Annotated in this window: 23 protein-coding genes; 11 read left to right on the forward strand and 12 right to left on the reverse strand. The window is 63.0% G+C overall.

Annotated elements, in window-relative coordinates:
• Positions 1 to 412 precede the first annotated feature (412 nt).
• Positions 413 to 1714 carry an NCS2 family permease gene (locus JWJ88_RS19365; protein WP_205296058.1) on the reverse strand — a complete coding sequence of 434 codons (1302 nt, stop codon included), beginning with the start codon at positions 1712 to 1714 and terminating at the stop codon, positions 413 to 415.
• 219 nt (positions 1715 to 1933) lie between these two features.
• Between JWJ88_RS19365 and puuE the strand changes: the two genes are divergently transcribed.
• Positions 1934 to 3346 (forward strand): allantoinase PuuE, encoded by a 1413-nt coding sequence (puuE, locus tag JWJ88_RS19370; RefSeq protein WP_205296059.1) that lies wholly within the window; start codon positions 1934 to 1936, stop codon positions 3344 to 3346.
• Between the two features lie 83 nt (positions 3347 to 3429).
• The gene (locus tag JWJ88_RS19375) at positions 3430 to 4257 is read left to right on the forward strand and encodes a bifunctional allantoicase/(S)-ureidoglycine aminohydrolase (protein ID WP_205296060.1); all 828 of its coding nucleotides are present in this window, start codon (positions 3430 to 3432) and stop codon (positions 4255 to 4257) included.
• Between the two features lie 84 nt (positions 4258 to 4341).
• Here JWJ88_RS19375 and alkB read toward each other — a convergent pair whose 3' ends face one another.
• Complete coding sequence (gene alkB, locus JWJ88_RS19380; protein WP_205296061.1) at positions 4342 to 4998, reverse strand: DNA oxidative demethylase AlkB; 657 nt, start codon at positions 4996 to 4998, stop codon at positions 4342 to 4344.
• A 67-nt stretch (positions 4999 to 5065) separates the two neighbouring features.
• Between alkB and JWJ88_RS19385 the strand changes: the two genes are divergently transcribed.
• The gene (locus tag JWJ88_RS19385) at positions 5066 to 5680 is read left to right on the forward strand and encodes a DsbA family protein (protein ID WP_205296062.1); all 615 of its coding nucleotides are present in this window, start codon (positions 5066 to 5068) and stop codon (positions 5678 to 5680) included.
• A 19-nt stretch (positions 5681 to 5699) separates the two neighbouring features.
• Here the strand turns inward: JWJ88_RS19385 and trpB are convergent, their stop codons facing one another.
• From trpB to JWJ88_RS19430, 9 genes are all read right to left on the reverse strand, one after another.
• Entirely contained in the window at positions 5700 to 6929 is a 1230-nt protein-coding gene (gene trpB / locus JWJ88_RS19390; protein WP_205296063.1) for a tryptophan synthase subunit beta, read from the reverse strand.
• Between the two features lie 444 nt (positions 6930 to 7373).
• The gene (locus JWJ88_RS19395) at positions 7374 to 7925 is read right to left on the reverse strand and encodes a TIGR02444 family protein (RefSeq protein WP_205296064.1); all 552 of its coding nucleotides are present in this window, start codon (positions 7923 to 7925) and stop codon (positions 7374 to 7376) included.
• Positions 7926 to 8072: 147 nt separating this feature from the next.
• Complete coding sequence (locus JWJ88_RS19400; RefSeq protein WP_205296065.1) at positions 8073 to 9455, reverse strand: FAD/NAD(P)-dependent oxidoreductase; 1383 nt, start codon at positions 9453 to 9455, stop codon at positions 8073 to 8075.
• Entirely contained in the window at positions 9452 to 9760 is a 309-nt protein-coding gene (locus JWJ88_RS19405) for a (2Fe-2S)-binding protein (RefSeq protein WP_240200300.1), read from the reverse strand. The genes JWJ88_RS19400 and JWJ88_RS19405 overlap by 4 nt, the downstream gene beginning before the upstream one ends.
• A complete protein-coding gene (locus tag JWJ88_RS19410; RefSeq protein ID WP_205296067.1) occupies positions 9747 to 10862 on the reverse strand; it encodes an NAD(P)/FAD-dependent oxidoreductase in 1116 nt (371 codons plus the stop codon). The genes JWJ88_RS19405 and JWJ88_RS19410 overlap by 14 nt, the downstream gene beginning before the upstream one ends.
• Positions 10859 to 11572 (reverse strand): aspartate/glutamate racemase family protein, encoded by a 714-nt coding sequence (locus JWJ88_RS19415; RefSeq protein ID WP_205296068.1) that lies wholly within the window; start codon positions 11570 to 11572, stop codon positions 10859 to 10861. The genes JWJ88_RS19410 and JWJ88_RS19415 overlap by 4 nt, the downstream gene beginning before the upstream one ends.
• Complete coding sequence (locus JWJ88_RS19420) at positions 11569 to 12162, reverse strand: UbiX family flavin prenyltransferase (protein ID WP_205296069.1); 594 nt, start codon at positions 12160 to 12162, stop codon at positions 11569 to 11571. Before JWJ88_RS19420 ends, JWJ88_RS19415 begins: the two co-directional genes overlap by 4 nt.
• Position 12163: 1 nt before the next feature.
• Positions 12164 to 13495 (reverse strand): UbiD family decarboxylase, encoded by a 1332-nt coding sequence (locus JWJ88_RS19425; RefSeq protein ID WP_205296070.1) that lies wholly within the window; start codon positions 13493 to 13495, stop codon positions 12164 to 12166.
• 36 nt (positions 13496 to 13531) lie between these two features.
• The gene (locus JWJ88_RS19430) at positions 13532 to 14284 is read right to left on the reverse strand and encodes a UTRA domain-containing protein (protein WP_240200301.1); all 753 of its coding nucleotides are present in this window, start codon (positions 14282 to 14284) and stop codon (positions 13532 to 13534) included.
• A 295-nt stretch (positions 14285 to 14579) separates the two neighbouring features.
• On the opposite strand from JWJ88_RS19430, the gene JWJ88_RS19435 reads away from it, so the two are divergent.
• From JWJ88_RS19435 to JWJ88_RS19465, 7 genes are all read left to right on the forward strand, one after another.
• Complete coding sequence (locus tag JWJ88_RS19435) at positions 14580 to 16070, forward strand: aldehyde dehydrogenase (protein WP_240200302.1); 1491 nt, start codon at positions 14580 to 14582, stop codon at positions 16068 to 16070.
• 5 nt (positions 16071 to 16075) lie between these two features.
• The gene (locus JWJ88_RS19440) at positions 16076 to 17770 is read left to right on the forward strand and encodes a thiamine pyrophosphate-binding protein (protein WP_205296073.1); all 1695 of its coding nucleotides are present in this window, start codon (positions 16076 to 16078) and stop codon (positions 17768 to 17770) included.
• A 95-nt stretch (positions 17771 to 17865) separates the two neighbouring features.
• Positions 17866 to 18888, forward strand: coding sequence for an ABC transporter substrate-binding protein (locus JWJ88_RS19445; protein ID WP_205296074.1), 1023 nt, complete (start codon positions 17866 to 17868; stop codon positions 18886 to 18888).
• Between the two features lie 86 nt (positions 18889 to 18974).
• On the forward strand, positions 18975 to 20060 hold the full coding sequence (locus JWJ88_RS19450; protein WP_240200303.1) for an ABC transporter ATP-binding protein: 1086 nt from the start codon (positions 18975 to 18977) through the stop codon (positions 20058 to 20060).
• 3 nt (positions 20061 to 20063) lie between these two features.
• Positions 20064 to 20924, forward strand: coding sequence for an ABC transporter permease (locus tag JWJ88_RS19455; protein ID WP_205296076.1), 861 nt, complete (start codon positions 20064 to 20066; stop codon positions 20922 to 20924).
• Positions 20921 to 21715, forward strand: a complete 795-nt coding sequence (locus tag JWJ88_RS19460) for an ABC transporter permease (protein WP_205296077.1) — start codon at positions 20921 to 20923, stop codon at positions 21713 to 21715. Before JWJ88_RS19455 ends, JWJ88_RS19460 begins: the two co-directional genes overlap by 4 nt.
• Positions 21716 to 21766: 51 nt before the next feature.
• The gene (locus tag JWJ88_RS19465) at positions 21767 to 22150 is read left to right on the forward strand and encodes a RidA family protein (protein WP_205296078.1); all 384 of its coding nucleotides are present in this window, start codon (positions 21767 to 21769) and stop codon (positions 22148 to 22150) included.
• 375 nt (positions 22151 to 22525) lie between these two features.
• On the opposite strand, the gene JWJ88_RS19470 is transcribed toward JWJ88_RS19465, so the two are convergent.
• Positions 22526 to 24208 carry an alpha/beta hydrolase gene (locus JWJ88_RS19470; RefSeq protein WP_205296079.1) on the reverse strand — a complete coding sequence of 561 codons (1683 nt, stop codon included), beginning with the start codon at positions 24206 to 24208 and terminating at the stop codon, positions 22526 to 22528.
• Positions 24209 to 24619: 411 nt separating this feature from the next.
• Here JWJ88_RS19470 and JWJ88_RS19475 point away from each other — a divergent pair, with 411 nt between their 5' ends.
• Entirely contained in the window at positions 24620 to 24775 is a 156-nt protein-coding gene (locus JWJ88_RS19475; protein ID WP_205296080.1) for a hypothetical protein, read from the forward strand.
• The last annotated feature ends 2 nt before the right edge of the window (positions 24776 to 24777 follow it).

A 24777-nucleotide genomic window follows, 5' to 3' on the forward strand; every position in this document is an offset into this window, starting at 1 on the left:
CTCGGGCCTGCCCGGCTGCGCTCACAATGCGGTGGAAACCGACCCGCACATTGATCAATATCAAAAGCATAGTTTTTTTGTTTGTTTTCTCTCGCCGGCGACCACTCACCGGGTCTAGCTGGTCAACGGCAAGGAGGGGCCTGCACCGGTTCGGTTCCGGTCAGTTCCTCATGCCAAGCGGCCGTTTGCTCACCGGGACTTCCAACCTGGGCGGCAGTTTTTGGCGCAGATCGCGCAGAACAAACCGAGTTCTAAGCCTGATCGGTTAATAGTGCGTGGATTCAAAAACGACGGGCCAGGTGCTCAAAACCACCTTCCGGTACTCATGCAATCAAGAGCCCGACCTACTCTTCTTTCGTGAGGAAATATCCTCGGGGGGTCCGGGGGGCAGACAGCCCCCCGGTTTGCCGGATCACTCCACGAAAAAGGCAAAGCGGATCACGAACAGCGCCGCGACGATCCAGGTCGCGGCATGCACTTCACGTGCACGACCGGTCAGCAGCTTGATTGCCGCATAGCTGACAAAGCCGAAAGCCAGACCGTTGGCGATGGAATAGGTAAAGGGCATCATCAGCGCGGTCAGCACCGCCGGTGCGCTTTCGGTAACGTCGCTCCACTGGATTTCCTCGAACTCGCGCACCATCAGGCAGGCGACGTAAAGCAGCGCCGGTGCGGTGGCGTATGCCGGAACCGATCCCGCCAGCGGCGCAAAGAACACCGCCAGCAAGAACAGCGCCGCGACGACCAGCGCAGTCAGCCCGGTGCGACCGCCCGCCTGCACACCCGATGCGCTTTCGACATAGGCGGTGGTCGAACTCGTGCCCAATACGGAACCGGCAAGGATCGCCGTCGAATCCGCCATAAGCGCACGTCCAAGGTTCTTGTTGGTATGGGCCGGCCCCTCGACCAGTAGCCCGGCACGCTTGGCGACGCCGATCAGCGTGCCGGTCGCGTCAAAGACCTCGACCAGAACCATGACCAGAATGACGTGGAAGATGCCAACGGTCAGCGCCCCGGCAATATCAAGCTGCATGAAGGTCGGCATGATCGAAGGCGGCATCGAGATCACCCCACCAAAGGCGCTGGCGCCAATGGCGATCGAAACCACGGTGATGACCAGAATGCCGATCAGGATCGAGCCCCGCACCTTCAGCGCGTCCAGCGCCGCGATGATGAAAAAGCCCAGGATGGCCAGCAGCGTGCCGGTCTGGGTCAAATCGCCCAAACCCACGAAGGTCGCGGGATTGTCCACCACGATGCCCGAGTTCTTAAGCGCGATCAGCCCCAGGAACATGCCGATACCGGCAGCGATGGCGCTGCGCATCGACGTCGGGATCCCCGCGATCAGCCAGCGCCGGATGCCGGTGACCGACAAGAACAGGAACACCAGGCCCGAGATGAACACTGCCCCCAACGCCTGCTGCCAGGTGAATCCAAGCGCGCCGACCACTGTGAAGGCGAAAAAGGCGTTCAGCCCCATGCCCGGCGCCATGCCGATCGGCCAGTTGGCCCAAAGCGCCATGATCGCCGATCCCAGCGCCGCAGCCAGACAGGTCGCGACAAAGACCGCATTGCGGTCCATACCGGTCGAAGACAGGATCTCGGGGTTCACGAAGATGATATAGGCCATCGTCAGGAAGGTCGTGATCCCTGCGATCACCTCTGTCCTCACGCTCGTGCCGTGGGCCGTCAGGCCGAATTGCTTGTCTAGCATTTATCCTCCCATCGGCGGATGGCCCGCCGTGCCGGCCAGTTTATGCCCATCGACATGAAAACGACCATGCAGGGTCTGGCGACAGAGTTTCAATCAGGCATTTATAAACCACCACTTTCAAGGAAATTGTGGTTCTGTTTATAGAAATTCTCGGGTTGCCTGCGAGGCCCGCAAGGTGATGAGTGCTAGTCAGCCAGAAAAGGGAAAAGGAAGCAAGCGATGCGATACAGCCGCGACATGATCGGTTATGGCGAACAAACGCCCGATCCCAAATGGCCCGGCGGCGCGCGGATCGCGGTGCAGATCGTCATCAATTACGAAGAAGGCGGCGAGAACAGCATCGAACATGGCGACGCCGCCTCGGAAGCTTTCCTGTCCGAAATCATCGGCTGTCAGCCTTGGCCGGGCCAGCGCCATTGGAACATGGAATCCATCTACGACTACGGCGCACGGGCGGGTTTCTGGCGTCTCCATCGCCTGTTGAAGGATGTTCCCGTCACCATCTACGGGGTCGCTACCGCACTGGAACGCGCGCCCGAGCAAGTGGCCGCCATGCAGGCCGCAGGGTGGGAGATCGCCACCCACGGCTATAAATGGATCGATTACAAAGACATCCCGCGCGAAGTCGAGGCCGAACATATCGCCAAGGCGGTCGAGCTGCACACCCGCGTCACTGGCGAGCGGCCGCGAGGCTTCTATCAGGGCCGCACCTCGATGAACACGGTGGCGCTGGGAAGCGAAGAAGGTGGCTTCGAATATCTGGCCGACAGCATCGCCGACGACCTGCCCTATTGGCATGTTCACAATGATCGCCCGCAGCTGATGGTGCCCTATACGATGGATGCCAACGACATGCGCTTTTCCTCGGGGCAGGGATTTGGCACCGGGGGCGAGTTCTTCGACTATCTGCGCGACAGTTTCGACATGCTTTATGCCGAGGGTCAGGCCGGCGCTCCCAAGATGATGTCCATCGGCCTGCATTGCCGGCTGGCCGGCCGGCCGGGTCGCGCCATCGCCGTGCAGAAGTTCCTCGAACATGCCCGCAAGCATGAGGGCGTCTGGTTCGCCACCCGGCTCGACATCGCCCGGCATTGGGCGAAAACCCATCCCTGGCAGCCCAGACTGCGCCCCTCGCAAATGGGTCGCGAGGAATTCGTCGAGACATTCGGCAGCGTCTATGAGCATTCGCCCTGGATCGCCGAGCGGGTCTGGGACGGCGAAATGGGCAGCGTCCACGATACTGCCGCCGGCCTTGCTGCCCGTATGGCGCAGGTGTTCCGCTCGGCCAGCGACGAGGAACGCCTTGGCGTGCTGCTGGCGCACCCCGATCTTGCCGGCAAGCTGGCCGCCGCCAAGCGCCTGACCGCCGACAGCACTGCCGAACAGGCTAGTGCCGGGCTCGACAGCCTGACCGACGCGGAGCGCAGCGATTTCGACCAGCTGAACACGGCATATGTAGAAAAGCACGCCTTCCCCTTTATCATCGCCGTGCGCGATCACGACAAGCCGGGGATCATGGCCGCCATGCGCCGGCGGCTGGATAACGACACCGCCACCGAGCGCAACGAGGCCGAACGCCAGGTCAGCCGCATCGGTGAATTGCGCCTGCAACAGATGCTGGAAAGCAACTGAACCTTTCTCCCGCCCGCCGCCTGCGGGCGGGTCCGCCAGACCCGATCGGGCCCCAAAAGACCCCGACGCAACGGAGACCTGACATGACTGCCAAGACCCCGACCTATGCCGGGCCTTTTGCCGGACTGCCGCCGCAGACCGACCTGACGACCGACACCGCGATCTTTACCGATGCCTATGCCGTCATTCCTGCCAGCACGATGCGCGACATCGTGACCAGCTTCCTGCCGGGCTGGACGGGGATGCGGATGTGGATCATCGCCCGCCCGCTGTCGGGGTTCGCGGAAACCTTCAGCCAGTATATCGTCGAGTTGGAACCCAACGGCGGCTCGGACCACCCCGAGGACGATGCCGGCGTGCAGGCCGCGATCTTTGTCACCGATGGCGCGGTGACGCTGACCATCGACGGCAAGTCCCATGAGCTGACGCCGGGCGGTTTCGCCTATATCCCCGCCGGCATGGCATGGTCGGTCCGGAACGGCACGCAGACCTCGCGTTTTCACTGGTGGCGCAAGCGCTGGCAGGCGGTCGAGGGGTTGTCGAAGCCCGACGTGATCATCGCCAATGACCGCGATATTGCCCCGATCCCGATGCCCGACACCAACAACAGCTGGGCGACCACCCGCTTCATGGACCCGGCCGACCTGCGCCACGACATGCACATCACCATCGTGACCTTGCGGCCGGGTGGCTCGATCCCCTTTGCGGAAACCCATGTCATGGAGCACGGGCTGTTCGTGATCGAGGGCAAGGCGGTCTATCGTCTGAACCGCGACTGGGTCGAGGTAGGGCCCGGCGATTTCATGTGGCTGCGCGCCTTTTGCCCGCAGTGCTGCTATGCCGGAGGGCCGGGCAATTTCCGCTATCTGCTCTATAAGGACGTGAACCGTCACGCGCAGATCTGGAAATAAGGGGGCTCTGCCCCCGCCGCTGCGCGGCTCCCCCGGGATATTTGGTCACGAAAGAAACATAAGGCAGTGAAGGTTCGGAGGGCCTCAGGCGGCTTGGCGGAAGGTCAGGTTGATGCGAACCGGGCCCGTCACCGGATGGTCGCCCTTTTTCAGCGTCAGGATGCCGTGCCAGTTCAGCCGCGACGGTCCACCCCAGACCACCACGTCGCCGTGGTTCAGCGCATGTTTCGCCACCGGATCGCCCCGGTCGGGACCACCGAACTGAAAAGTCGCGGGCAGGCCCAGCGAAACCGAGACGATAGGCGCGTCAAACCGGGCCTCGTCACGGTCTTGATGCAGCCCCATTTTGACGCCCGGCACATAGCGGTTGATCAGGCAGGCGTCGGGTTGAAAGCCTGCAAACCCCGCCCGCTTGGCCGCCATCTCCGCCAGCCGCTGGAACTGATCGGGCATTTCCGGCCAGGGCCGGCCGGTCAGCGGATCGTCATGCTCATAGCGATAGCCGCGCCGGTCGCTGACCCAGCCAAGCGCGCCGCAATTCGTCATCTCAACCCCGATCTGACGCCCGCCCGGTGTCTGCATGTGGCGAAAGGGCGAAACTGCGGTCATGCGTGCAATCTGCGCCGGAATCCCCGGGTCCAGCGCAAAGCCGCGCAGGATCATGGCACCGGGACCGATGGATTCGTCGCGGCGGGTTCCGAACAGGTCTGCTTCCACGCTGCCCTCCCACGGGATTGTCATGTCGGCCCGCTTGACCAGCGCCCCCGACAGTGGCTTTCAGAAGAAGCCACCAGAACGGAGTCATGCCATGCGTCGCCCCCTTGCCGCAATCGCCCTTGCGCTTCTATGCGCCATGCCGCTGGCCACTGCACAAGCGCAGGATAACCCCGCCGAGATCGCGGCGATCAAGCAGGCCGTGTTCAGCGGTCCCGGCCTGCCGGTGATGGGAAATGCGCAAGGCGACACCGTGCTGGTCGAGTTTTCCGATTACAACTGCGGCTTTTGCCGCAAAACTGCGCCGCAGGTCATGGCGCTGCTGCAAGCTGACCCAAAACTGAAGCTGGTGGTGCATGAGATCCCGATCTTTGGCGAGGGATCGCGCTATGCGGCCATGGCGGCACTGGCGGCACAGGCGCAGGGCAAGTATCCCGAGTTTCACCGCGCGCTGATGGGGATGCGCGGCAAGGCCGAGAAGCCCTCGGTACTGCGTGTTGCGCGTCAGGTCGGGCTGGACGTGGACCGGCTGCAACGCGACATGCAGGCCCCCGAGATCACCCAGCGGATCGGACGGTCGCTGGAACTGGCCGATGAAATCGGGCTGGTCGGCACGCCCAGCTTCGTTATCGGCGACCGCGCCATCTTCGGCTATCTGAGCAAGGCCGATCTGACCGAGATCGTGGCTGAGGCGCGCGCCGCGAAATAGCGCACGCCCCAACCCAGGGTCAGGTGCGAATATCGGCGCCAAGGTGCTTGGCGACGGTGAAGATATCCTTGTCGCCCCGGCCCGACAGGTTGACGACCATGATGTGATCGCGGGGCAGGTCCGGCGCGATCTTGATGACATGCGCCAGCGCGTGGCTGGGCTCCAGCGCCGGGATGATGCCTTCAAGCCGGCAGAGGGTCTGGAAAGCCGTCAGCGCCTCATCATCGGTGACGCTGACATATTCGGCGCGACCCTGTTCCTTCAGCCAGGCGTGTTCCGGGCCGATGCCGGGATAGTCGAGCCCGGCGCTGATCGAATGACCTTCAAGGATCTGCCCCTCCTCATCCTGCAAAAGATAGGTGCGATTGCCATGCAGCACGCCCGGGCGGCCTCCGGTCAGGCTGGCGCAATGCTGCATACGGTCGTCAACGCCCTTGCCGCCAGCCTCGACGCCGATGATGCGGACCGAAGGATCGTCGAGGAACGGATGGAACAGCCCCATCGCATTCGAACCGCCGCCAATGGCCGCGACCACGCTGTCGGGCAGCCTGCCCTTGCCCTCTTGCTCTTCAAGCTGCCAGCGGGTCTCGCGTCCGATGATGCACTGAAAATCGCGAACCATGGCCGGATAGGGATGCGGGCCGGCAACGGTGCCTATACAATAGAACGTGTCACGCACATTGGTCACCCAGTCGCGCAAGGCGTCGTTCATCGCGTCCTTGAGCGTGCCACGCCCCGAGGTGACCGGCACCACCTCGGCCCCCAGCAGCCGCATGCGGAAGACGTTCGGAGCCTGACGTTCGACATCATGCGCGCCCATGTAGACCACGCATTGCAGCCCAAAGCGGGCGCAGACCGTCGCGGTCGCCACGCCATGCTGGCCAGCGCCGGTTTCGGCGATGATGCGGGTCTTGCCCATGCGGCGCGCCAACAGGATCTGGCCCAGCACGTTGTTGATCTTGTGGCTGCCGGTATGATTCAGCTCTTCGCGCTTGAGATAGACCTTGGCCCCGCCGAGCTCCTCGGTCAGGCGCGGCGCGAAATACAGCGGGCTGGGTCGGCCCACGTAATGTTTCCAGAGCTCGTCCATTTCGGCCCAGAAGCTCGGGTCGTCCTTGGCGTGCTCGTATTCGGCCTGAAGGGCAAGGATCAGCGGCATCAGGGTTTCACTGACGAAACGGCCACCGAAGATGCCGAAACGACCCTGTTCGTCCGGGCCGGTCATGAAGCTGTTGATGAGATCGGCCATGGCTTTCCTCGCGCGTGGTGGGAATGGGTATTTGGGCAACGAAGAAGCCCCTTAGAGCGATTTCTTATATCCGATACGGGAGGGGGTAAAGCCGAGCTTGTCGTGGAGGCGTTCCGGGGACTGCTTGGGTTCCGTTCCGGTCTTCTGAGAGCGATGCTCGCCATCAGGGAAACCAGGGCCGCGAGAAACGGGCTATGAGTTCATGCAGGATGCGGTTCGCATTGCGCTGGCTGGCGATTTGACAAGATGGCGGGTTTCCGATTTGGGGATTGGTCGCGCCCCACTTGCCAAACCGATCAGGCCATTTTCCGAAGAACCGACTACCCCTGCGCGGGAGCTGAGTGGCTGGGTGAGAACGACGTTGCGCAACTCGTAGCGAGGCCCCCGTCGGACGTCGTGGGGAACCGGCCATGCAAATGAGGACACAAGGCCAAAGGGAAATATTCAGGGCTTCATACGGCGGGGCAACGCGTGATCTGCCACCAGCCTGGATAGAACCTTGCAGATATGCCTGGCGTCTTCGGGCAGCATATCGGCACGATCTGGGGCTTGAAGGTCCAGCACCAGGCGCGCCGCATCCTCCAGGGTTCTCTCGCCGCCAAGCTGAGATGCTGGCGGAAGCGACCGGATTAGGGCTTCCAGCACCTCGACCTCGATCCGCTCCGCCATCAGTTCCTGCGCCTTGATGGCCTCTCGCAGGGCGGGCACGCGCGCACTCCAAGCCATAACGTCGCCAGATTTCATCGCCGTCCTGATCCGGCGCAAGGGGCGGACCACGGTTTTCCGCCACTCTGCGCAAGAAGCGTCCAACGCCTGCACCGCGACTGCATCGAGCGCCCTGTCAGATACCGCCCCGTAAAGGACGGCGAGCAGCAGCGGAATATCCAGACCATATGTCTCTTGCAAGCGCAGGCAGGCAGAGGCCACCCCGGGCGAGGCATAGATCCTCGACATGAAGGGCCAAAGCTCGGTCATCCCATCGCTGTCAGTAGCCATTGCCGTCCTCCCTTGGGTCGGCCCGATACCACTGTCCCCATAGACCAAAGGGGGCACGGAATGGATACCCGGCTGGTCGTTCTGCCCGCCGGTCGCATTCATCCACCTGATAAGGCATCGCGACATATCGCAAGATTGCAGGCATTGTCACGGCCCCTCACCAACGAGATCGGCGACCTCGCCCAGGCTTACCGGGCGCAGAGGCGGGCGGACGGTAAGCCAGCCCGCCTCCTCCATGGTCATGCCGCGCATCTGGGCCGTCAACTGCGCCAGGGTCGGGCCGCAGATCCGGCCCTGACAGGGTCCCATGCCGCAACGCAGGAACGCCTTGAGTTGGTTCGGCCCGGCATTGCCGGCGGCAAGGCTTGCCCGGATCTCGCCACAGCGCACCTCCTCGCAGCGGCAGGCGACGACTTCGTCGGGCGGCATCATTACGTCGGGTGCCGGGTGATAAAGGCGCTCGATCAGCGGGCGGGCGGCAAGATGCGCGCGGCGCGCACGATGCGTGGCCGAGACCAGCAGCGGATCGACCGCGCGGCCGAGGCGATCCAGAATGGCCATGGCAGCGATGCGCCCTTCGAGCAGGGCCACCGTTGCCCCGCCGATCCCGCCGGCATCGCCTGCGACATGGACATGGCTCAACGAACTGCGCAGGTCGCGATCCCGATCCGGGTGGAAGGCGGTGGCGGTTTGCGACCAGACCATCCGGCACCCCAGGCTGCGCAGCAGATGGGTTTCGGGAATAATCCCTTCATGCAGGCCAATCCGGGACAAGCGTAGTGTGTGTGGACCCCGGCTGAAGAAGCTCAGAACCAAATCGCCCTGCGCGTCGGGTTCGATCCTGATCTCGCGGGCACCGGCATGGGTGGGAATTCCCCCCCGGCGCAACCGCCACAACAGCCCGGCGCCCTTGGCGAGGTAAGCCGGGCCGCGTCCCAGCAGCGCACGCGGCAGATGCCGTAGGGCCGCAAACATGGCCCCCGGACGGCCGGTATCGACAAGTACCAGATCGCGCTTGCCCGCTGACAGGCATTGCGCCGCATAGAGATAGACGAGCGGCCCCGTTCCCACCAGCGCAAGCGGCCCCTGAGGCAGCATCCCCTCGCGCTTGAGCAGGATTTGCAGGCCGCCGATGGTTGTCACCCCCGGCAGCGTCCAGCCGGGCAGCGGGACCGGCCGCTCCATCGCGCCGGTAGCGATCAGCAAATACCGGGCCGTTTCGCGGCGCAGGCCCCGCGCATCCCTCAGCCAGACCACACCGTCAGGCTCAACCCGCCAGGCTTCGGTCGAGAAGGCAAGGGAAGCACCGCTGGCCCGCAGCCGCGCCACCTCCGCGGCTCCGGCCCGGTAATCGGGGCCAAGGATGGCTGCGCGGCCGGGGGGCGCCGTCTCGATTCCGCGCCAGATCTGGCCGCCGGGACCGGGTGCCTCGTCGATAAGCAAAACGCGCGCGCCCCCTTCCGCCAGAAGGCTGGCACCGCCTATTCCAGCCGGGCCGGCGCCGATGACAATCGCGTCCCACACGCTCATTCCTCCGTGCCTGCAGCATCGCGCCGGGCGCCGATCTGGCGTCGCACCTGCATCCCGGCCCGCGCGGGCACCATGCAGGCGCGCTGGTTTTCCCGGCCATCTATGCTGACGAGACAGTCGAAGCAGACGCCCATCAGGCACCAAGGTCCGCGCGCGGCGCCGGAGGCCGGGGTTTCACGGAAACTCGTGATCCCGGCAGCCATCAACACGCCGGCCACGGTTTCACCCGGCCAGAACCGCAATGGCTGCCCCTCGAAGAGCAACTCGGCACCCGCCTCGGGCGCAAGGGGATCAAGCCGGAACATGGGCAAGGCGCGCACTCCGCATGGATTGGGGGGCGGCACCAAGATGGCCTTGGGCAAGGGCCGGGCCAAGTTCGAGCGCATGTAGGCTCGCCAGCGTAACTCCGCTGTGACAGGTGACGAGGAAGGCCCCCGGCATCTCGGGCGATTCGTCATAGATCGGCAGGCCGTCGGGCGACATGATCCTGAGGGCGGCCCAAGCCCGGATCAGCCGTGCCGCGCGCAGCGCCGGAAAAAGCCGCGTGCCGATGCGGCAAAGCCGGGCGATGGCTTCAACATCGGTCGCGGTGGAAAAGCCGGCGTCCTCATGCGTGCTGCCAAGCAAAACCGTGCCTTCGCGGCTTTGGCGGATGGCGCTGGCAGGATGGTGCAGAAAGGGCGCCACCCGGTCGGTAACGACGATCTGTCCGCGTTCGGGCACAAGATGCGGCTCAAGCCCCACCTGACGCGCCAGTGCATTTGCACCAAGGCCGGCTGCGATCACGACCCGGCGACCCGCGACTTCGGTCCCCGAGGCATCGCGGATCACGAAGCCCCGGCGCGGATCGCGTCGGATTTCGCGCGCCGAAAAATTGACCCGAAGCCGGCCGCCGTGCCGCACCAGCCCCTCATGAAAGGCGCGCAGGGCAAACTGCGGACTTACCTCGCCATCGAGGTCTGAAAGCGAGGCACCCAGCACCTCGGGGCCGATCCCGGGGGCAATCTCGCGCAGGGCATCGCGGTCGAGCAACTCGATGCTTATGTCGGCGGCTTCGGCACGGGTGCGGGCGATCAGCGACCGACGCTGCTCCAACTCCTCTGCCGAGCAGCAGAAATGCAACCCGCCACCGCCCCGCCAACCGATGTCGATCCCGCTTTCCTCCGCCAGAATGCGGGCAAGTTCGGGCCAGCGCCTGCCCGCACGGATCGACCAATGCATGTATTCAGGATGACCCAGCCCCTTGCCTTGCAGCCAGACCAGACCGAAATTCCCGCGCGACGCGCGAAAGGCGATGTCACCTTCGTCCAGCAGGGTTACATCGGCCCCCGCTCGTGCCGCGCCCCAGGCAAGGGCAGCGCCGATCAAGCCGCCACCGATGACGACCAGTTCGCCGGCCGCAATCATCCCGCCCACTCCTCGGGTTGCAGGGACAGATGCATCCAGCGCACAAGCGTGACGATATCGAATACGGGAAGGCCGAAGCGACGCGAAACCGCAGCCGAATAAGGCGGCAGATTGGCGCATTCGAAGACCAGCGCACCGATCTCTGGGTGACGGGCCAGCAAACCGGCGGTCGCGGCCATCACGTCGGCCTCTTGCGCAGGGCGATCCACCTCGGGCGCATGTTCGCGCATGTTGCGCAGCAGGGGGCCATCGAAGGGCAGCGCCGCCATGGGCAGCCCGGAGGTTACACCCACGCCGCGAAAATGCCGGGCATCCAGCGCCGAGGAATCCGAGACGATCAGCCCCGGCACGCGGCCCACGGGCAGGATGCGCTGGATCATCGGAATCTGGAGCAGCGCCGAGGATAGGAAGGGCACCGGAGAATGCCGGGTCAACTCGTCCTGAAGCGCGGCAAGAAACCCGCAACTCGTGGTGATCGCCGAACAGCCGAGCTCTGCCAGCTCGTCGATGGCGGCGCGGAAGGCATCGAGCGAATGACGCGGATCGCCTTCGATAACGTCGCGCGGCCTGACCCCGCGCACGACCCGGAACTGGACCGGAAAGGGCCAGGTGCCGGTATGGGCGATGTCGCCCGGCAGGCGACAAAACCCCGTGTCCAGCACGATGATGCCAAGCATCACACCATGAATCGCGCGGCGACCTGAGGTCATGGCATCTCTCCGGCAAGGGCGTTCTTCAGCCCATTCCAGCGTCGCACCGCCCCGGTGTCGACATCAAAAAGGTCGAGCGCCCGCGCAGTGGAGTGCGTCACGACCTCCTCCAGATCCTGCGGCTTGGTGTAGAATGCGGGCACGGGGGGCATGATGATCGCGCCCATCTGCGTCAGTCGCGTCATCGTCTCCAGATGACCCAGATGCAGCGGCGTTTCGCGCAGCATCAGGACCAGCCGTCGACGTTCCTTGAGCACGACATCCGCAGCACGGCTCATCAAGGTCGAGGTAACGCCGGTGGCAATCTCGGACATGGTCCTGACAGAGCAGGGCGCAATCAACATTCCCATGGTGCGAAACGAACCCGAGGCAATGCTGGCACCGATGTCGGCCACTGGATGCATAAAATCCGCACGACCATCCAGATCGGCGCTTTTCAGGCCCAGTTCCTGATTCAGCGTCAAGAGGGCCGAGCGGGACACCACCAGATGGGTTTCCACCCCCGCCCCGCGCGCCAATGCCAGCGCCGCAATGCCATAGGCGGCACCCGAAGCGCCAGAGATACCGATGACGAGCCGCCGCACAGTCATCTCAGAGCCCCGGGAACCAGTCTTCGGCGCGGACTTCATCGCCTAGGCGCAGCCGTTTTCTCTCGAACTCGGCCTCCCGCCCCCAGGGTTTGGTGGCATCGACAAGCAGCCTGCCCCAATGATCCTTTTGTTCGTCACGATAGAACGAGGGGGTTTCGGGAATGATCATCATGTCCTTATCGGGACGGCAGCGGGTCAGGATCGCCCATTGCACGTCGTCCATGTCGTAGATGTTCACATCGGTATCGACCACGGTGATCTGCTTGGCCCAGATCGGCTCGGCACCGATGGTGGCCAACATGACCTGTCGGGCGTGGCCTTCGAACTGCGGTTCGATCTGCACGACGGCATGGTTCACGAAGGGCTGGCAGGTCACGTTCACGATGCCGGGCAAAGCCGCGGAAAGCCGCTGGTAGATATTGGCCGAGACCGAAAGCTCCAACGTCAGCACCTCTTCGGGCGAACCGCAGAGGATGGAGTGAAACAACGCATCCTTGCGGACCGTGACGCCCAGCACCTCGAAGACGGCATTCGGCGCCTCGGCCACATAATAGCCCATGAACTCGCCAAAGGGGCCCTCGGGCAGGCGGACGTTGGGCAGGAAGCGACCCTCGATCACCACCTCGGTCTCGGCCGGCACTTCAAGATCGATATGGTTGCACTTGCGCATGGGGATGGGCTTGCCGCGCAACCGCGCCGCGACCTCAAGCTCATCCACATCATAGGGCAAAGGTGCGGCTGCGGTAAGAAAGGCGTGGGCCGGCGGTCCGATAAGCATCGCGGCTTCAAGCGGACGGCCCATCTTTTCGGCCTTCTCGTGATAGATCGTCAGATGGTGACGCGGTGCAAGGCGACAACGCAACTCACCGTCGTTGATATACATCGAGCGGTGATAAGAGAGGTTGCCCACGCCGGTTTCGGGATCTTTCGCAATGAACATGGCCGAGGTGAAATAAGCTCCGCCATCGCGGTCCGAATAGGTGATGAGCGGAAGATCGGAAAGCTTCACCTCTTCATACTCGGGCAGATCGGCCGCTGAGGCGGGCACGAGCGCATCTTGCATGTCGGCGGCGCCCAGCGAAGAAAGCCTGCTCCATTGCCGGCAGAAATCGGCAGAATCGATGCCGATCACCTCGCCCAGCCGTTCACGCGTGCTGTAGACATTGCTTACCACCGGAAAGCTTGTGCCCTTCACATTGGTGAACATCACCGGCTTTGCCCATTTTTTCTGCGCAAGCTGGGTGACGGCGGCAAGCTCATGCGCCGGATCGATCTCACGATCGACGACCAGCAGGTCGCCACGGGCTTTGAGCTTGTGGACGAATTCTCTCATGTCGGCCTCCTTCGGGTATTTCCCTGGATGGTGGGATCAGCGCGCTTTTCCGCCTTGCAGCGTGGGAACGATGCGGTTGGAACGCGCCTCGTGGGTAGAGCGCAGGCGATAGCGGTCGCCGGGATAAATGAAGCGGCTGCGCGTCACAGGGATACCGTCCCGCCACGTCGAACGATCAAGCAGCAGGCAGGGCTGGTTCTCGTCGATCTGGAGGTGCTTGCGCACTTCCTCGTCGGCGCGGATGGCGCGGATGGTGTTGTCCACCGTCGTCACGGTGGTCTCGCGCAAAAGCCAATTGTGCGGGGTGAAACGAGAGAAATCCTGCTCCAGATACGCCGGCGCCTCGGCAGCGTTCACATAGCGGTCCTCAAGCTGGATCGGCGTGCCATCTTCAAGATGCAGCAGGCGCGAGTGAAAGACGGTATCGTCCGGTGCAAGCTGCAGCATGTGCCGCCCCGGGCTGTCGCGCCCCAGGATCGCATGATGCAGAACCCGGCAGGAATGCGCTCCGCCCGAATAGGCGATCTCTTCGGAAATATCAGGCAGGTTGAAGACTGCACATTGCATGCGCGGCCCGATCACGAAGGTGCCCCTTCCCTGGATGCGCAACAGCACCCCGTCAGCCTGCAATTCGCGCAACGCCCGACGCACGGTCAGCGGCGAGGCCCCGAATTCGCCCGCCAGATCCTCTTCCGAGGGGACCTGGAAGTTCGCAGGCCATTCCTCGGCCTCGATCCGTCGGTCGATTGCGCTTTTGATCTGTTCGTAAAGGGGTTGATCCGTGCTCACTGCAACATCCAAAGTAATATCACTATTGATGCGTTATCACCCTATGCTTTCTTACAATGCAAGCAAAATCGACGCGGTTTAGGCCCGACTTTCTCACGAATTGGACCGAAAAGAGACATCCTTCAGCATTATTGCCTAATTTTTAATCAAAATGCCCTATCTTGCATATCTCCAAAGTCTATTGTTGACAGACATTAGTAATATCATTTTGTATGCTAAGACATATGGTAGCTGAGTCGTATTCACGATGTAACCTCGGCACCACCAGCAGAAGCCCTGCAAGAATGGAGTGACCATGTCCACGGAAAGCCTGCCGAAACTGTCCATGTATATCGATGGCCAATGGGTCGCCCCCACTTCGGGGGAGTATCTTGAGACGGTGGACCCCTATACGGCCAAACCCTGGGCACTGGTTCCGCGCGGCAATGCCGAAGATGCCGACCGCGCCATCCAGGCAGCACACCGCGCCTTCAAGGAAGGGCCGTGGGGCAGGATGCACCCCAGCGCGCGGGGCCGCATCATTTCGAAATTCGGCGACCTGATCGAGGCCAATGCCGATGCGCTGGCCGAGATCGAGGTTCGCGACAACGGCCGCCTGCTGGCCGAAATGCGCCATCAGATCCGCTATATCCCGCGCTGGTATCACTATTACGCCGGTCTTGCCGACAAGATCGAGGGGGCCGTGCATCCCTGCGACAAGGACGCGCTGAGCTTTTCGCGTCACGAACCGCTAGGCGTCTGCGTTGGCATCGTGCCGTGGAACGCGCCGCTGTTCCTGTTCTCGCTCAAGGCCGCGCCGGCGCTGGCCGCGGGTTGCACGCTGGTGATGAAACCGGCCGAATATACATCGGCCACTGCGCTCAAACTGATGGAGTTGGTCGACGAAGCCGGCTTTCCGCCGGGAGTCATCAACGTCGTCACCGGCTACGGCCCGGAGGTGGGTGAACCGCTGGTCACCCATCCCTTGACACGACACGTCGGCTTTACCGGCTCGACTAAGACCGGCGCGCATCTCTATTCTCTGGCGGCAAAGGACATCAAGCGTGTCAGTCTGGAACTGGGCGGCAAATCTCCGAATATCGTCTTCGATGACGCCAACCTGGACAATGCCGTGCGTGGCGTGGTCGGGGGCATCTTTGGCGCCGTGGGCCAGACCTGCATCGCCGGCTCGCGGCTATTGGTGCATCGCAAGGTGCATGACGAGTTTCTGGAAAAACTCACTGCCTTCACGACGACCGCCCGCATCGGCGACCCCAAGCACATGGAGACCCGCATCGGCCCAATCGCCAATGCGATGCAATATCAAAAGGTGTTGGATTATATCGATATCGCCGGCAAGGAAGGCGCCGATCTGATCCTGGGCGGCAAGCGTCCTAACATTGAAGAATGCGCCAGCGGCTTCTTCATCGAACCTACGATTTTTGCCGGCGTGAACAATGACATGCGCATCGCCCGCGAAGAGGTCTTCGGCCCCGTGCTGGCTGCCATCCCTTTCGATGAACCCGAAGAGGCCATCGCCATCGCCAATGACAGCGAATTCGGCCTGGCCGCCGGGGTCTGGACCGCCGATATGCGCCGCGCGCTGCTGATGTCCCAGCGCATCGAAGCGGGCAGCGTCTGGGTCAACACTTATCGGGATGTTTCCTATACCACGCCCTTCGGCGGCTACAAGAAAAGCGGCATCGGTCGCGAGAACGGCATCGAGGGTATCCGCGAGTTCCTCCAGACCAAGGCCATTTGGCTTTCGACTGCCGAGGAAATCGCCGACCCCTTCGTCATCGGGTGAATATCATGAGAAAAGGTGCAGAAATCCTTGCCGACGAACTGGCGCTGAACGGTGCGCAGATTGTCTATCACGTGCCGGGCGAGAGTTTTCTTCTTGCGCTCGACGCCTTGGCGACGCGACACCCCGAGATCCGCGCGATCAGTTGCCGGCATGAAAACGGCGCGGCGCAGATGGCCGAGGCGCATGGCAAGCTGACAGGCCAGCCGGGCGTTGCCTTCGTTACCCGCAGCCCCGGCGCCACCAACGCGGTCAATGGCGTCCATACCGCCTTCCAGGACAGTTCGCCCATGATCCTGATCGTGGGACAGGTAAAACGCGCGATTCTGGAACGCGAAGCCTTCATGGCCTATGACTTCCGCACGATGTTCGCCCCCATGGCAAAATGGGTGGCGCAGATCGACGACCCCGCCCGTATACCCGAATTCGTTCAGCGCGCCTGGGCCACGGCGCTGTCTGGGCGGCGCGGGCCGGTGGTGCTCGTCGTTCCCGAGGACGTGCTGGAGGAGTACTGCGATGTCGCCCCCTCGATCCGGCCCGCAAGCGCGTCCCATGCAGGCGCCCCACGCCAACAGGATCTTGAGCGTATTTTCGGAATGCTCGGCGAAGCCGAACGGCCGCTGGTCGTCGTCGGCGGCTCGGATTGGAGCGAGACCGCGCGCGAGGACATCCAGAGCTTTGCCACCCGCTTGGGCCTGCCGGTGGTGACGACGTTTCGCCGCCGCGACATCATCGACCACCGCCTGGACTGCTATGCCGGCGAAATCGGCATCGGCTCGAATCCCGCGCTTCTTGCCCATATCAAAGAGGCGGACTTCGTGCTGATGCTCAACGACGCGCTGAGCGACGTGAACACCATCGGCGCAGGTTATATGGAGGGGTTCACGCTTTTCTCGATCCCTCACCCCAAGCAGAAGATCGTCCATGTCATGGCCGACCATGCCGACCTGAACCGGGTGTTCCAGGTTGACTTGGCCCTGGTCGCCGACAACGACGCCACCGCCGGTGCGCTGGCAGGTCATGATGCCCGCCCGGTCCCCACGCATGCGGAATGGACCGCCAAGCTGCGGGCAACCTTGCTGGCAGAGCGCGAACCCCAGCCCTGCCCCGGCGCGATCGACCTGCCCGGGGTAATGGGCTGGTTGCGTGAGCGCTTGCCCGAGGACGCCATCGTCACCAACGGGGTCGGCGCCTATGCTACCTGGAGCCAGCGCTATTTTCCGCATTACCGGCTACACACCCAGCTTGGTCCCATCAGCGGCAGCATGGGCTATTCCCTGCCCGCGGCCATAGCGGCGAAACTGGCCTATTCCGAACGGGTGGTGGTGGATTTCGTGGGGGACGGCTGCTTCCAGATGAGCAGCGAGGAACTGGCGACGGCCGTGCAATACGGCGCCAATATCGTCATCCTGCTTTTCAACAACGGGCTTTACGGCACGATCCGCATCCATGAGGAAAACCGCCTGAATGGCCGCGTGAACGGCACGGACCTGACCAATCCCGACTTCCTGCTGCTGGCGCAAGCTTATGGCGCCCATGGCGAGCGGGTGACCACGACCGAGGAGTTCGCCCCGGCCTTTGAGCGAGCCTTGGCTGCCGGAAAGCCTGCCCTGATCGAGATGATCATCGACCCCGAGGCGATCCATTGCCGCTATTCCCTTAGCGATCTTCGCGCACGCCGTGCAGCGCGGGCGCCTGACTGAGCACCTGAAAACCGCCGCGCCCGCCGCAGAAGCGGGCCGGCAGAACCCGTGGGCGGCGGACCCGCCCCCTCTTCATTCTCCAACAGGAGTCCCCCATGAACACCAAACATCTCCTAGCCGGCCTCGCCCTTTCGACCTTCTGGGTCGGCACAGCTTCGGCACAGGATTGCATGCTGCGCGTCACCACCTGGGGCGGCAGCTATCAGGCCACCTACGAATCCGTGGCCGAAGCCTTTGAAAAGGTAAATAACTGCCGCATAGAATGGGTCGTGGGCTCAAGCCCCGATCACTTGATCAAAGCTCGGCTTGGTCAGGTGGATGTGGTGACCAACACCCTCCTCAACTCCATCGCCGGCGAAAAAGAGGGACTTTGGGCGCCGCTCGACCCGCAGAAAATTCCGAACATGGCCAATCTCTATGACAACGCCGTCTATTCGGACTACACCATCTTTGCCAATGTCGGCGACTACGTGCTGGCCTATAACACCGACCAGATATCGGAACCGCCCACCAGTTGGGATGCGCTGTGGGATGCCGACTACAGAAGCGCGGTGGTGATCTATGGCATCGATCATATCCCCGCGCTTAGCCTGACGGTGATGGAGGCCGAGCAGAACGGCGGCAGCATCGACGACATCGAACCGGGCCTCGACCGCATGGCCGAACTGTTCAAGAACGGCAACCTGATCGGCGCGCTGGATGTGGAAAGCCAGATGGTATCGCTGTTCGAGACCGGGGACGCCTGGATCGGGATGATGGCCACCGGGCGGATGCGCGATCTGCTGTCGAAAGGCGCCGATAACATCGCCTTCGTGCGCCCGGACGAGGGCACCTTCCCGCTTATCTCGACCATCAATATCCACAAGGATGCGACCAATCTCGACATGGCGGCGAAGTTCGTGGACTACGTTCTTAGCCCCGAGGTCCAGGTCGCCTTCGCGACACACAATCTTTATGCACCCACGGTGAAAAATGCCGAGGTGCCCGAGGATACCCCCTATCGCGACCTGTTGGTGATGGGCGACGCCTTCGAACGTCTCTACCTGCCGGATCAGGAAAAGATCACCGCCAACAAGGCCAGCTGGCAGCAACGTCTGAATCAGAAAATCGGGCGCTGAGCGGTTTCAATCCCGTGGCGGCCCAACCGGCCGCCACGATCCCCAGGGCCGGCAACCGCCGAAAGAATCAGGATGAAATGCAGCCTATGTCCGACGATGCCATTCAAGTCCAGGGAGTCCTGAAGAGCTACGGCACCATGCTGGCCGTGGACGATGTCTCCTTCAATGTCGCCGAGGGCGAGTTCGTTTCGCTTCTTGGCCCCAGCGGCTGTGGCAAGACCACGACGCTGCGGATGATTGCGGGCTTCACCGACACCTCCGGCGGTGCGATCCGCGTGCATGGCCGCGAGGTCACCCACCTGCCCCCCGACAAGCGCGATCTGGGTTTCGTGTTCCAGAACTATGCGCTCTGGCCGCATATGACGGTGGCCGAGAACGTGGCGTTCGGGCTGAAACTGCGACGCAAACCGCGTGATGTCATCCGCAGCAAGATCGAGGAGGCGCTGTCGGTTACCGGTCTCTCGGGCTACGAGGACCGTCTGCCGCGCCAGCTTTCGGGCGGGCAGCAGCAGCGGGTGGCGCTTGCCCGAGCATTGGCGCTTGAACCGCAGGTGCTGCTGATGGATGAGCCGCTGTCGAACCTCGACCGCGCGCTGCGCGTGGTCATGCGCCGCGAACTCAAGGAGTTGCAGGCACGCATGAAGATGACGACGCTTTATGTGACCCATGATCAGGAAGAGGCGCTTTCCATGTCAAACCGGGTCGTGATCATGAATCGCGGCAGGGTCGAACAGATCGCCGCGCCCTATGAGCTTTACGAAAATCCCGCCACCAGTTTCGTCGCGGATTTCGTAGGTATCACGAATTTCCTCGAAGGCACCGCCAGCGATACACAGGGCGGGATCGTCGGGGTGCGTCTGGCCTCGGGCCAGATGCTGCATGCACAGGCACGCGTGCCGGTAGCGCAGGGAGGTGCGGTACGCGCATTGATCCGCCCCGAGCGGGTGACGATCTCTGCCACCGAACTTTCGGGCCCCAATGTGCTGGCCGGCAGTGTCGCGCTTTCTGAATATTTCGGCGCTGTGCTGCGTTATACTGTCCGGCTCGACAGCGGCGAGATCCTGCGCGCCGAGGTGCATAATTTCGATAACTTCCTCGCGGGCGGCAGCAGGGTCTGGATCTGCGTACTGCCCGAGCATCTGCGGGTGATCCCGCATGATCCGCGAGGCTGAGCGATGATCCGACGTCTGCTCCCCCCGCTGGCCCCCGCACTTATCGCGCTGCTGATCTTTGTCGCTTTGCCCATGCTGTGGGTATTGCGCACCAGCTTCAACGAACTTGGCGATGGCGCCTATGTTGTCGAGGCGATGACGCTCGACAATTATATCCGTTTCCTGGGCGACCCCTGGTACCTGGTGAACACGCTCTGGTTTTCGATCCGCATCGCGGTTGTGGCAACGGCAATCTCGGTCATATGTGCCTATCCGGTCGCGCTTTACATCGTGAAAACCACCGGGTTGCAGCGCAATATCCTGATGGCACTGATCATGGCCCCGCTGCTGATCGGTCTGGTAACCTTGGTCTATGGCTGGATCGTGATCTTCCGCGGCGGCGGGCTGCTCAATTCCTTGATGATCGCGCTGCATGTCTATGACCGGCCGGTGCGCTACATGTGGGACATCAAGGGGGTGGTGATCCTGCTGGTCTATATCGGCGCGCCCTATGTGGTGTTGTCGCTGCTCGACAGCCTCGAACGCCTCAACCCCTTCTTGGTCGAGGCCGCACGCAATGTCGGCGCCAGCCGCTGGACCGCCTTCTGGAAGGTGGTCTTCCCGATGACCATGCCGGGGCTTTATGCCGCTCTCGTCATCGTCTTTTCGCTGAACTTCTCGGCTTTCGCGGTGCCGCTGATGATCGGCAACAGCAATACGCAGATGATCGGCCTGATCATCTATCGCGAGGCGCTGCTGAACAATGATCTTCCCTTCGCCTCGGCGCTGTCGGTGATCATGGTGGCAGTGAACGCACTCATCCTTGTAGGCATGGCCGCTCTTTTCGGTCGGATCATTCTCAACCGACTGGAGGCAAAGCGATGACGCGGCTTGATCTTGGCACGATTGCCCTGCGATTTTTCACGCTGCTGATGATGGCCTTCCTGATCTTCCCGATCGCTGTCACGCTGATCGTGGCGGTCAACCCGCGCGAGTTCATCCTGCCGCCGAACGGTTTCACGCTGGATTGGTTCAAGGCCGCATGGAGTTCCAAGACCTTCCTGCGCGGCATGGGGGTCAGCCTTGTCCTTGGCATCGTGGCAGCCACGCTGGCCAATGCGCTGGCGCTGCCCGCAGCCATGGCGCTGGTGCGCAATGATTTTCGAGGCAAGGGCGCGATCAACCTTCTGCTGATGTCGCCGCTGCTGATCCCGACGACCATCTTCAGCCTGGCGCTCTATATCTGGTTTGTACGGGTGGGATATGGCTCCGGCCTCGTGCCGCTGCTGGTGGGGCATACGATCCATATCATGCCTTATGCGCTGCGCATCCTGACGGCGAGCCTGCACAATCTCGATCCCAGCTATGAAGAGGCCGCGCAAAACGTGGGCGCGGGCCGCATTCGGACGCTGTTCTCGATAACGCTGCCGGTGATCCGCACCGGGCTGATCTCAAGCTTCGCGCTGTGCTTCATCCTGTCCTGGAACGACTTTCCGATCTCGGTGTTTCTTGCACCGCCAGGCTGGACGCCGCTGCCGGTCGAGCTCTTCGCCTATATCAAATTCCAGTACGACGCGGTGGCAGCGGCGCTGGCAGGATCGCTCATCTTACTTTCGGCAGTCGCCATGGTGGTCATTGACCGGCTGGCGGGCCTGCGGCGGGTCCTGCGTTCCTGACCTGCACCACACGGGACCGCATATGTGCAATCCAACCCACGGAGTTTTCGTATGAAAAACCGCATTTTTACCGGCGCACCCTCCGAGACGCTTGCCGGTTACGCCAAGGCTGTCATTGTCGGAACAACAATCCATGTCTCGGGCACGACCGGTCGCGACCCTCTGACCAACCTCTTTCCCGAGGATGCGGGACAACAGGCGCGCAACGCGCTGACCTCGATCGACGCAGCCCTTCGCGAGGCTGGGTCAAGCCTTGCAGATGCCGTCGTCAGCCGGGTCTACGTGACCGACCCGGAAGCCGCGGCGGCCGTAAGTCCGGTTCTTGGCGAGGTCTTTGCGGACATCCGCCCGACAAGCACATTCCTGATCTGCCAAATCCCGGCACCGGGCGCGAAAGTCGAGATCGAGATCACGGCGTCCAGAAATATCGCTTAGACCCTATGCGGGCGCACTACACTGCCGGGCGGGCCGCAAGGGATGAGCGCATCTAAGCCTGATGGGGCAGGCCCGTACCGACAAGGCGACGGCTATCATAAACGGTGGTGCCGCCTTCCTGGGCGGTTCCGGCGGCCGAGTTAGGCTGAGCCTGATATGACTATGCCGCCATGTCGGTCATCAGGCCTGCCCCTACGCCTTCCCATAAGGATGCCCACCTCTAAATCCGTCGACAACAACTGCTCGGGATCAAATCCGCACCGCGTCACAGTGCAAACGGTGTCATGCTCTCCGGCCGTCCCGCATTTGGCAGCCGTGATCGGGTGCGCCGGCACCGTCGCGCGGCCCAGCGCCACGTCCAAGCCGCCGCTGCCTTCAGCGAAGCAGCCTCTCCTTCAACCGCGCGACATCCTCGGGCGACCAGCCTTCGGGCGCCGTCACCGCGATCCAGGCGTCGATATAATGCGCCGGCGCATAGTCATGGCCGAAACCCGGCGGCACCGCGAGGCCGATGGCCATGTCCAGCGCCAGTTGCAGCCCCGTCACCACCGGATACCAGCGCAGTTCCGGCGACACGTCCGGCCCGCGCGGCGCCTGCATCCAGTCGGGCCGGCGCCAGAAGCTGGCGGCGCTGAAAAAGGTGATCGGGTCACTGGCATATTGCAGATAGACGATGCGCATCGGTCCCCAGGGCACGCCCGGCATTGCCGCCTGATTCTCCTGACTGGAAAAACGGATCATCGAGCTGTCGCCGAATACCGGCAGCCATTCCGGGCTGCCCGCCTCGCGGTCGCGCGTGGCCGAGCGCCAGATCGGGTTCGAAAACGGCGGTCCCGCCCACAACGCACCGTCGAAGGGATCGGGGAAAACCTCGTGCAGGCTGAAGGACTGCTCGGACCCCGAGGAGCCGAGACTGAGGCCGAACAGATAAAGTTTCGGCCGCTTGTCCTTTGGCAGTGCGGTCCAGTGACCATAGACCTCGCGAAACAGCGCCCGGCCGGTTTCCGAGGCAAACCCTGACTCGAACAGCAGCGACAGCGGGCTGCTGAAATAGGAATACTGCACCGCGACATTGGCGGTGTCGCCGTCATGCAGGTATTCGATCGGGTCCGTCGCCGAAGGATCCATCCAGCCGGTCCCGGTCGGAACCGTCACGATCAACACCTTGCGGTCGAAGCCGCCGACGCGGATCAGTTCAGCCAAGGCCAGCGCCGCGCGCTCTTCCGGGGTGCGGGCACCGTTCAGGCCGACATAGACCCGGATCGGCTGCAAGGCCGGGCGACCGGTCAGGCCCGAGATATCCGCCGCTGTCGGGCCTGCGGCGATAAAGTCGCGCCCGGTGCGGCCCAGGTCCTGCCAAGGCACCAGCGAGGTCGCACTGCCCGTCGCCATCGGATCGGCGGGCGGGGCAAGGTCGGATTCGATCCGCGCGTCCAGTGCCCCGAAAGAGCGATCCGCGAGTTGAAAGACTCCGCGCAGCAGCACGCCGTTGACCAGCAGCACCAGCAGGATCATCGCCGCCGCCGCCGCCACCAACCTCGCCAACCGCACCGGCATCACCCGGCCCGACAGGGATTCTGACCAGTAATACAGCCGGGTCACCCCCCGCATCAGCAGCACCGCCAGCACGAAGACAGCCACGGCGATGCCCAGCACTATCCACGGGCTGGAATTGGGGACCGCCTCGATCCCCATCAGCTCGCGGATCGAGTTCTGCCAGGCCGCCGACTGCCAACTGAACGCGGTGACGACGACGACCGCCACCGCCAGCGCGGCCCGGGCACTGCTCTGCTGCAGTCTGTCGCTGCCGCGGCGCAAACCCAGCCAGGTCCACAGATCGTCGCCCAGCACCCCCAACCCATAGCCGATGGCGAAGCACACCCCAGCCAGAACGCCCTGCGGCACCGGCGCGCGCGGGATCAGCGAGGGCGTCAGCGACGCCGCCAGCAGCAGTGCCCCCAGCAGCAGCCCCGGCACCGACAGCCGGCGCCAAAAATCCTGGGTCCAGACTGCGTGACGGACAGGGCGGTTCGGCATGGTGGGGAAACGTGCTGCCATGCTGGCCTCTTGCGACGGATGTTCAGCCTGAGTGTTAAACACCACTGCCCCGCCGTGCAATCGCGAAGACGACGGCAAGTCATACGGTTACCACCCGGTAGCAATGTGCACGGCACCCTGCCACACCCCAGTTTCCGGCTTGACTTGTGGGACGGTTACGCAAAAAGGTCAGACGTCAATTTCGCGCACCCGAGGGGCCACGTTTCGAAAGACTTGCCGCCATGGGCGACGCAACCATCAACCCCGGCAATCAGGCGCACAGCGCCATGCGGCGCTTTCACTGTGTCTTCCTGCGTCAGGCGGTGCCGATGATGATAGCCCGAGGGCGTAGCGCTGATCAGCCCGCTCTTCACTACGGGAATACTGACGCCGATCCTGGGCTGAGCGCCGCTGATTACCGATGCAGTGCAGGTGACGACGGTGCTGTTGGGACGCCGGCATCATTTCTTGCTGGAGTTGATCTCGGCCGCAATGACCTTCCGCATCGGCTTGATCATGTTGCGCAACCCAACGGTCGCGGTCACCATCCTGATGGTTTTCGCAAGACGCGAACCGCACAACGAATGAGG

It is taken from the genome of Paracoccus methylovorus, assembly GCF_016919705.1.
Taxonomy (GTDB): domain Bacteria; phylum Pseudomonadota; class Alphaproteobacteria; order Rhodobacterales; family Rhodobacteraceae; genus Paracoccus; species Paracoccus methylovorus.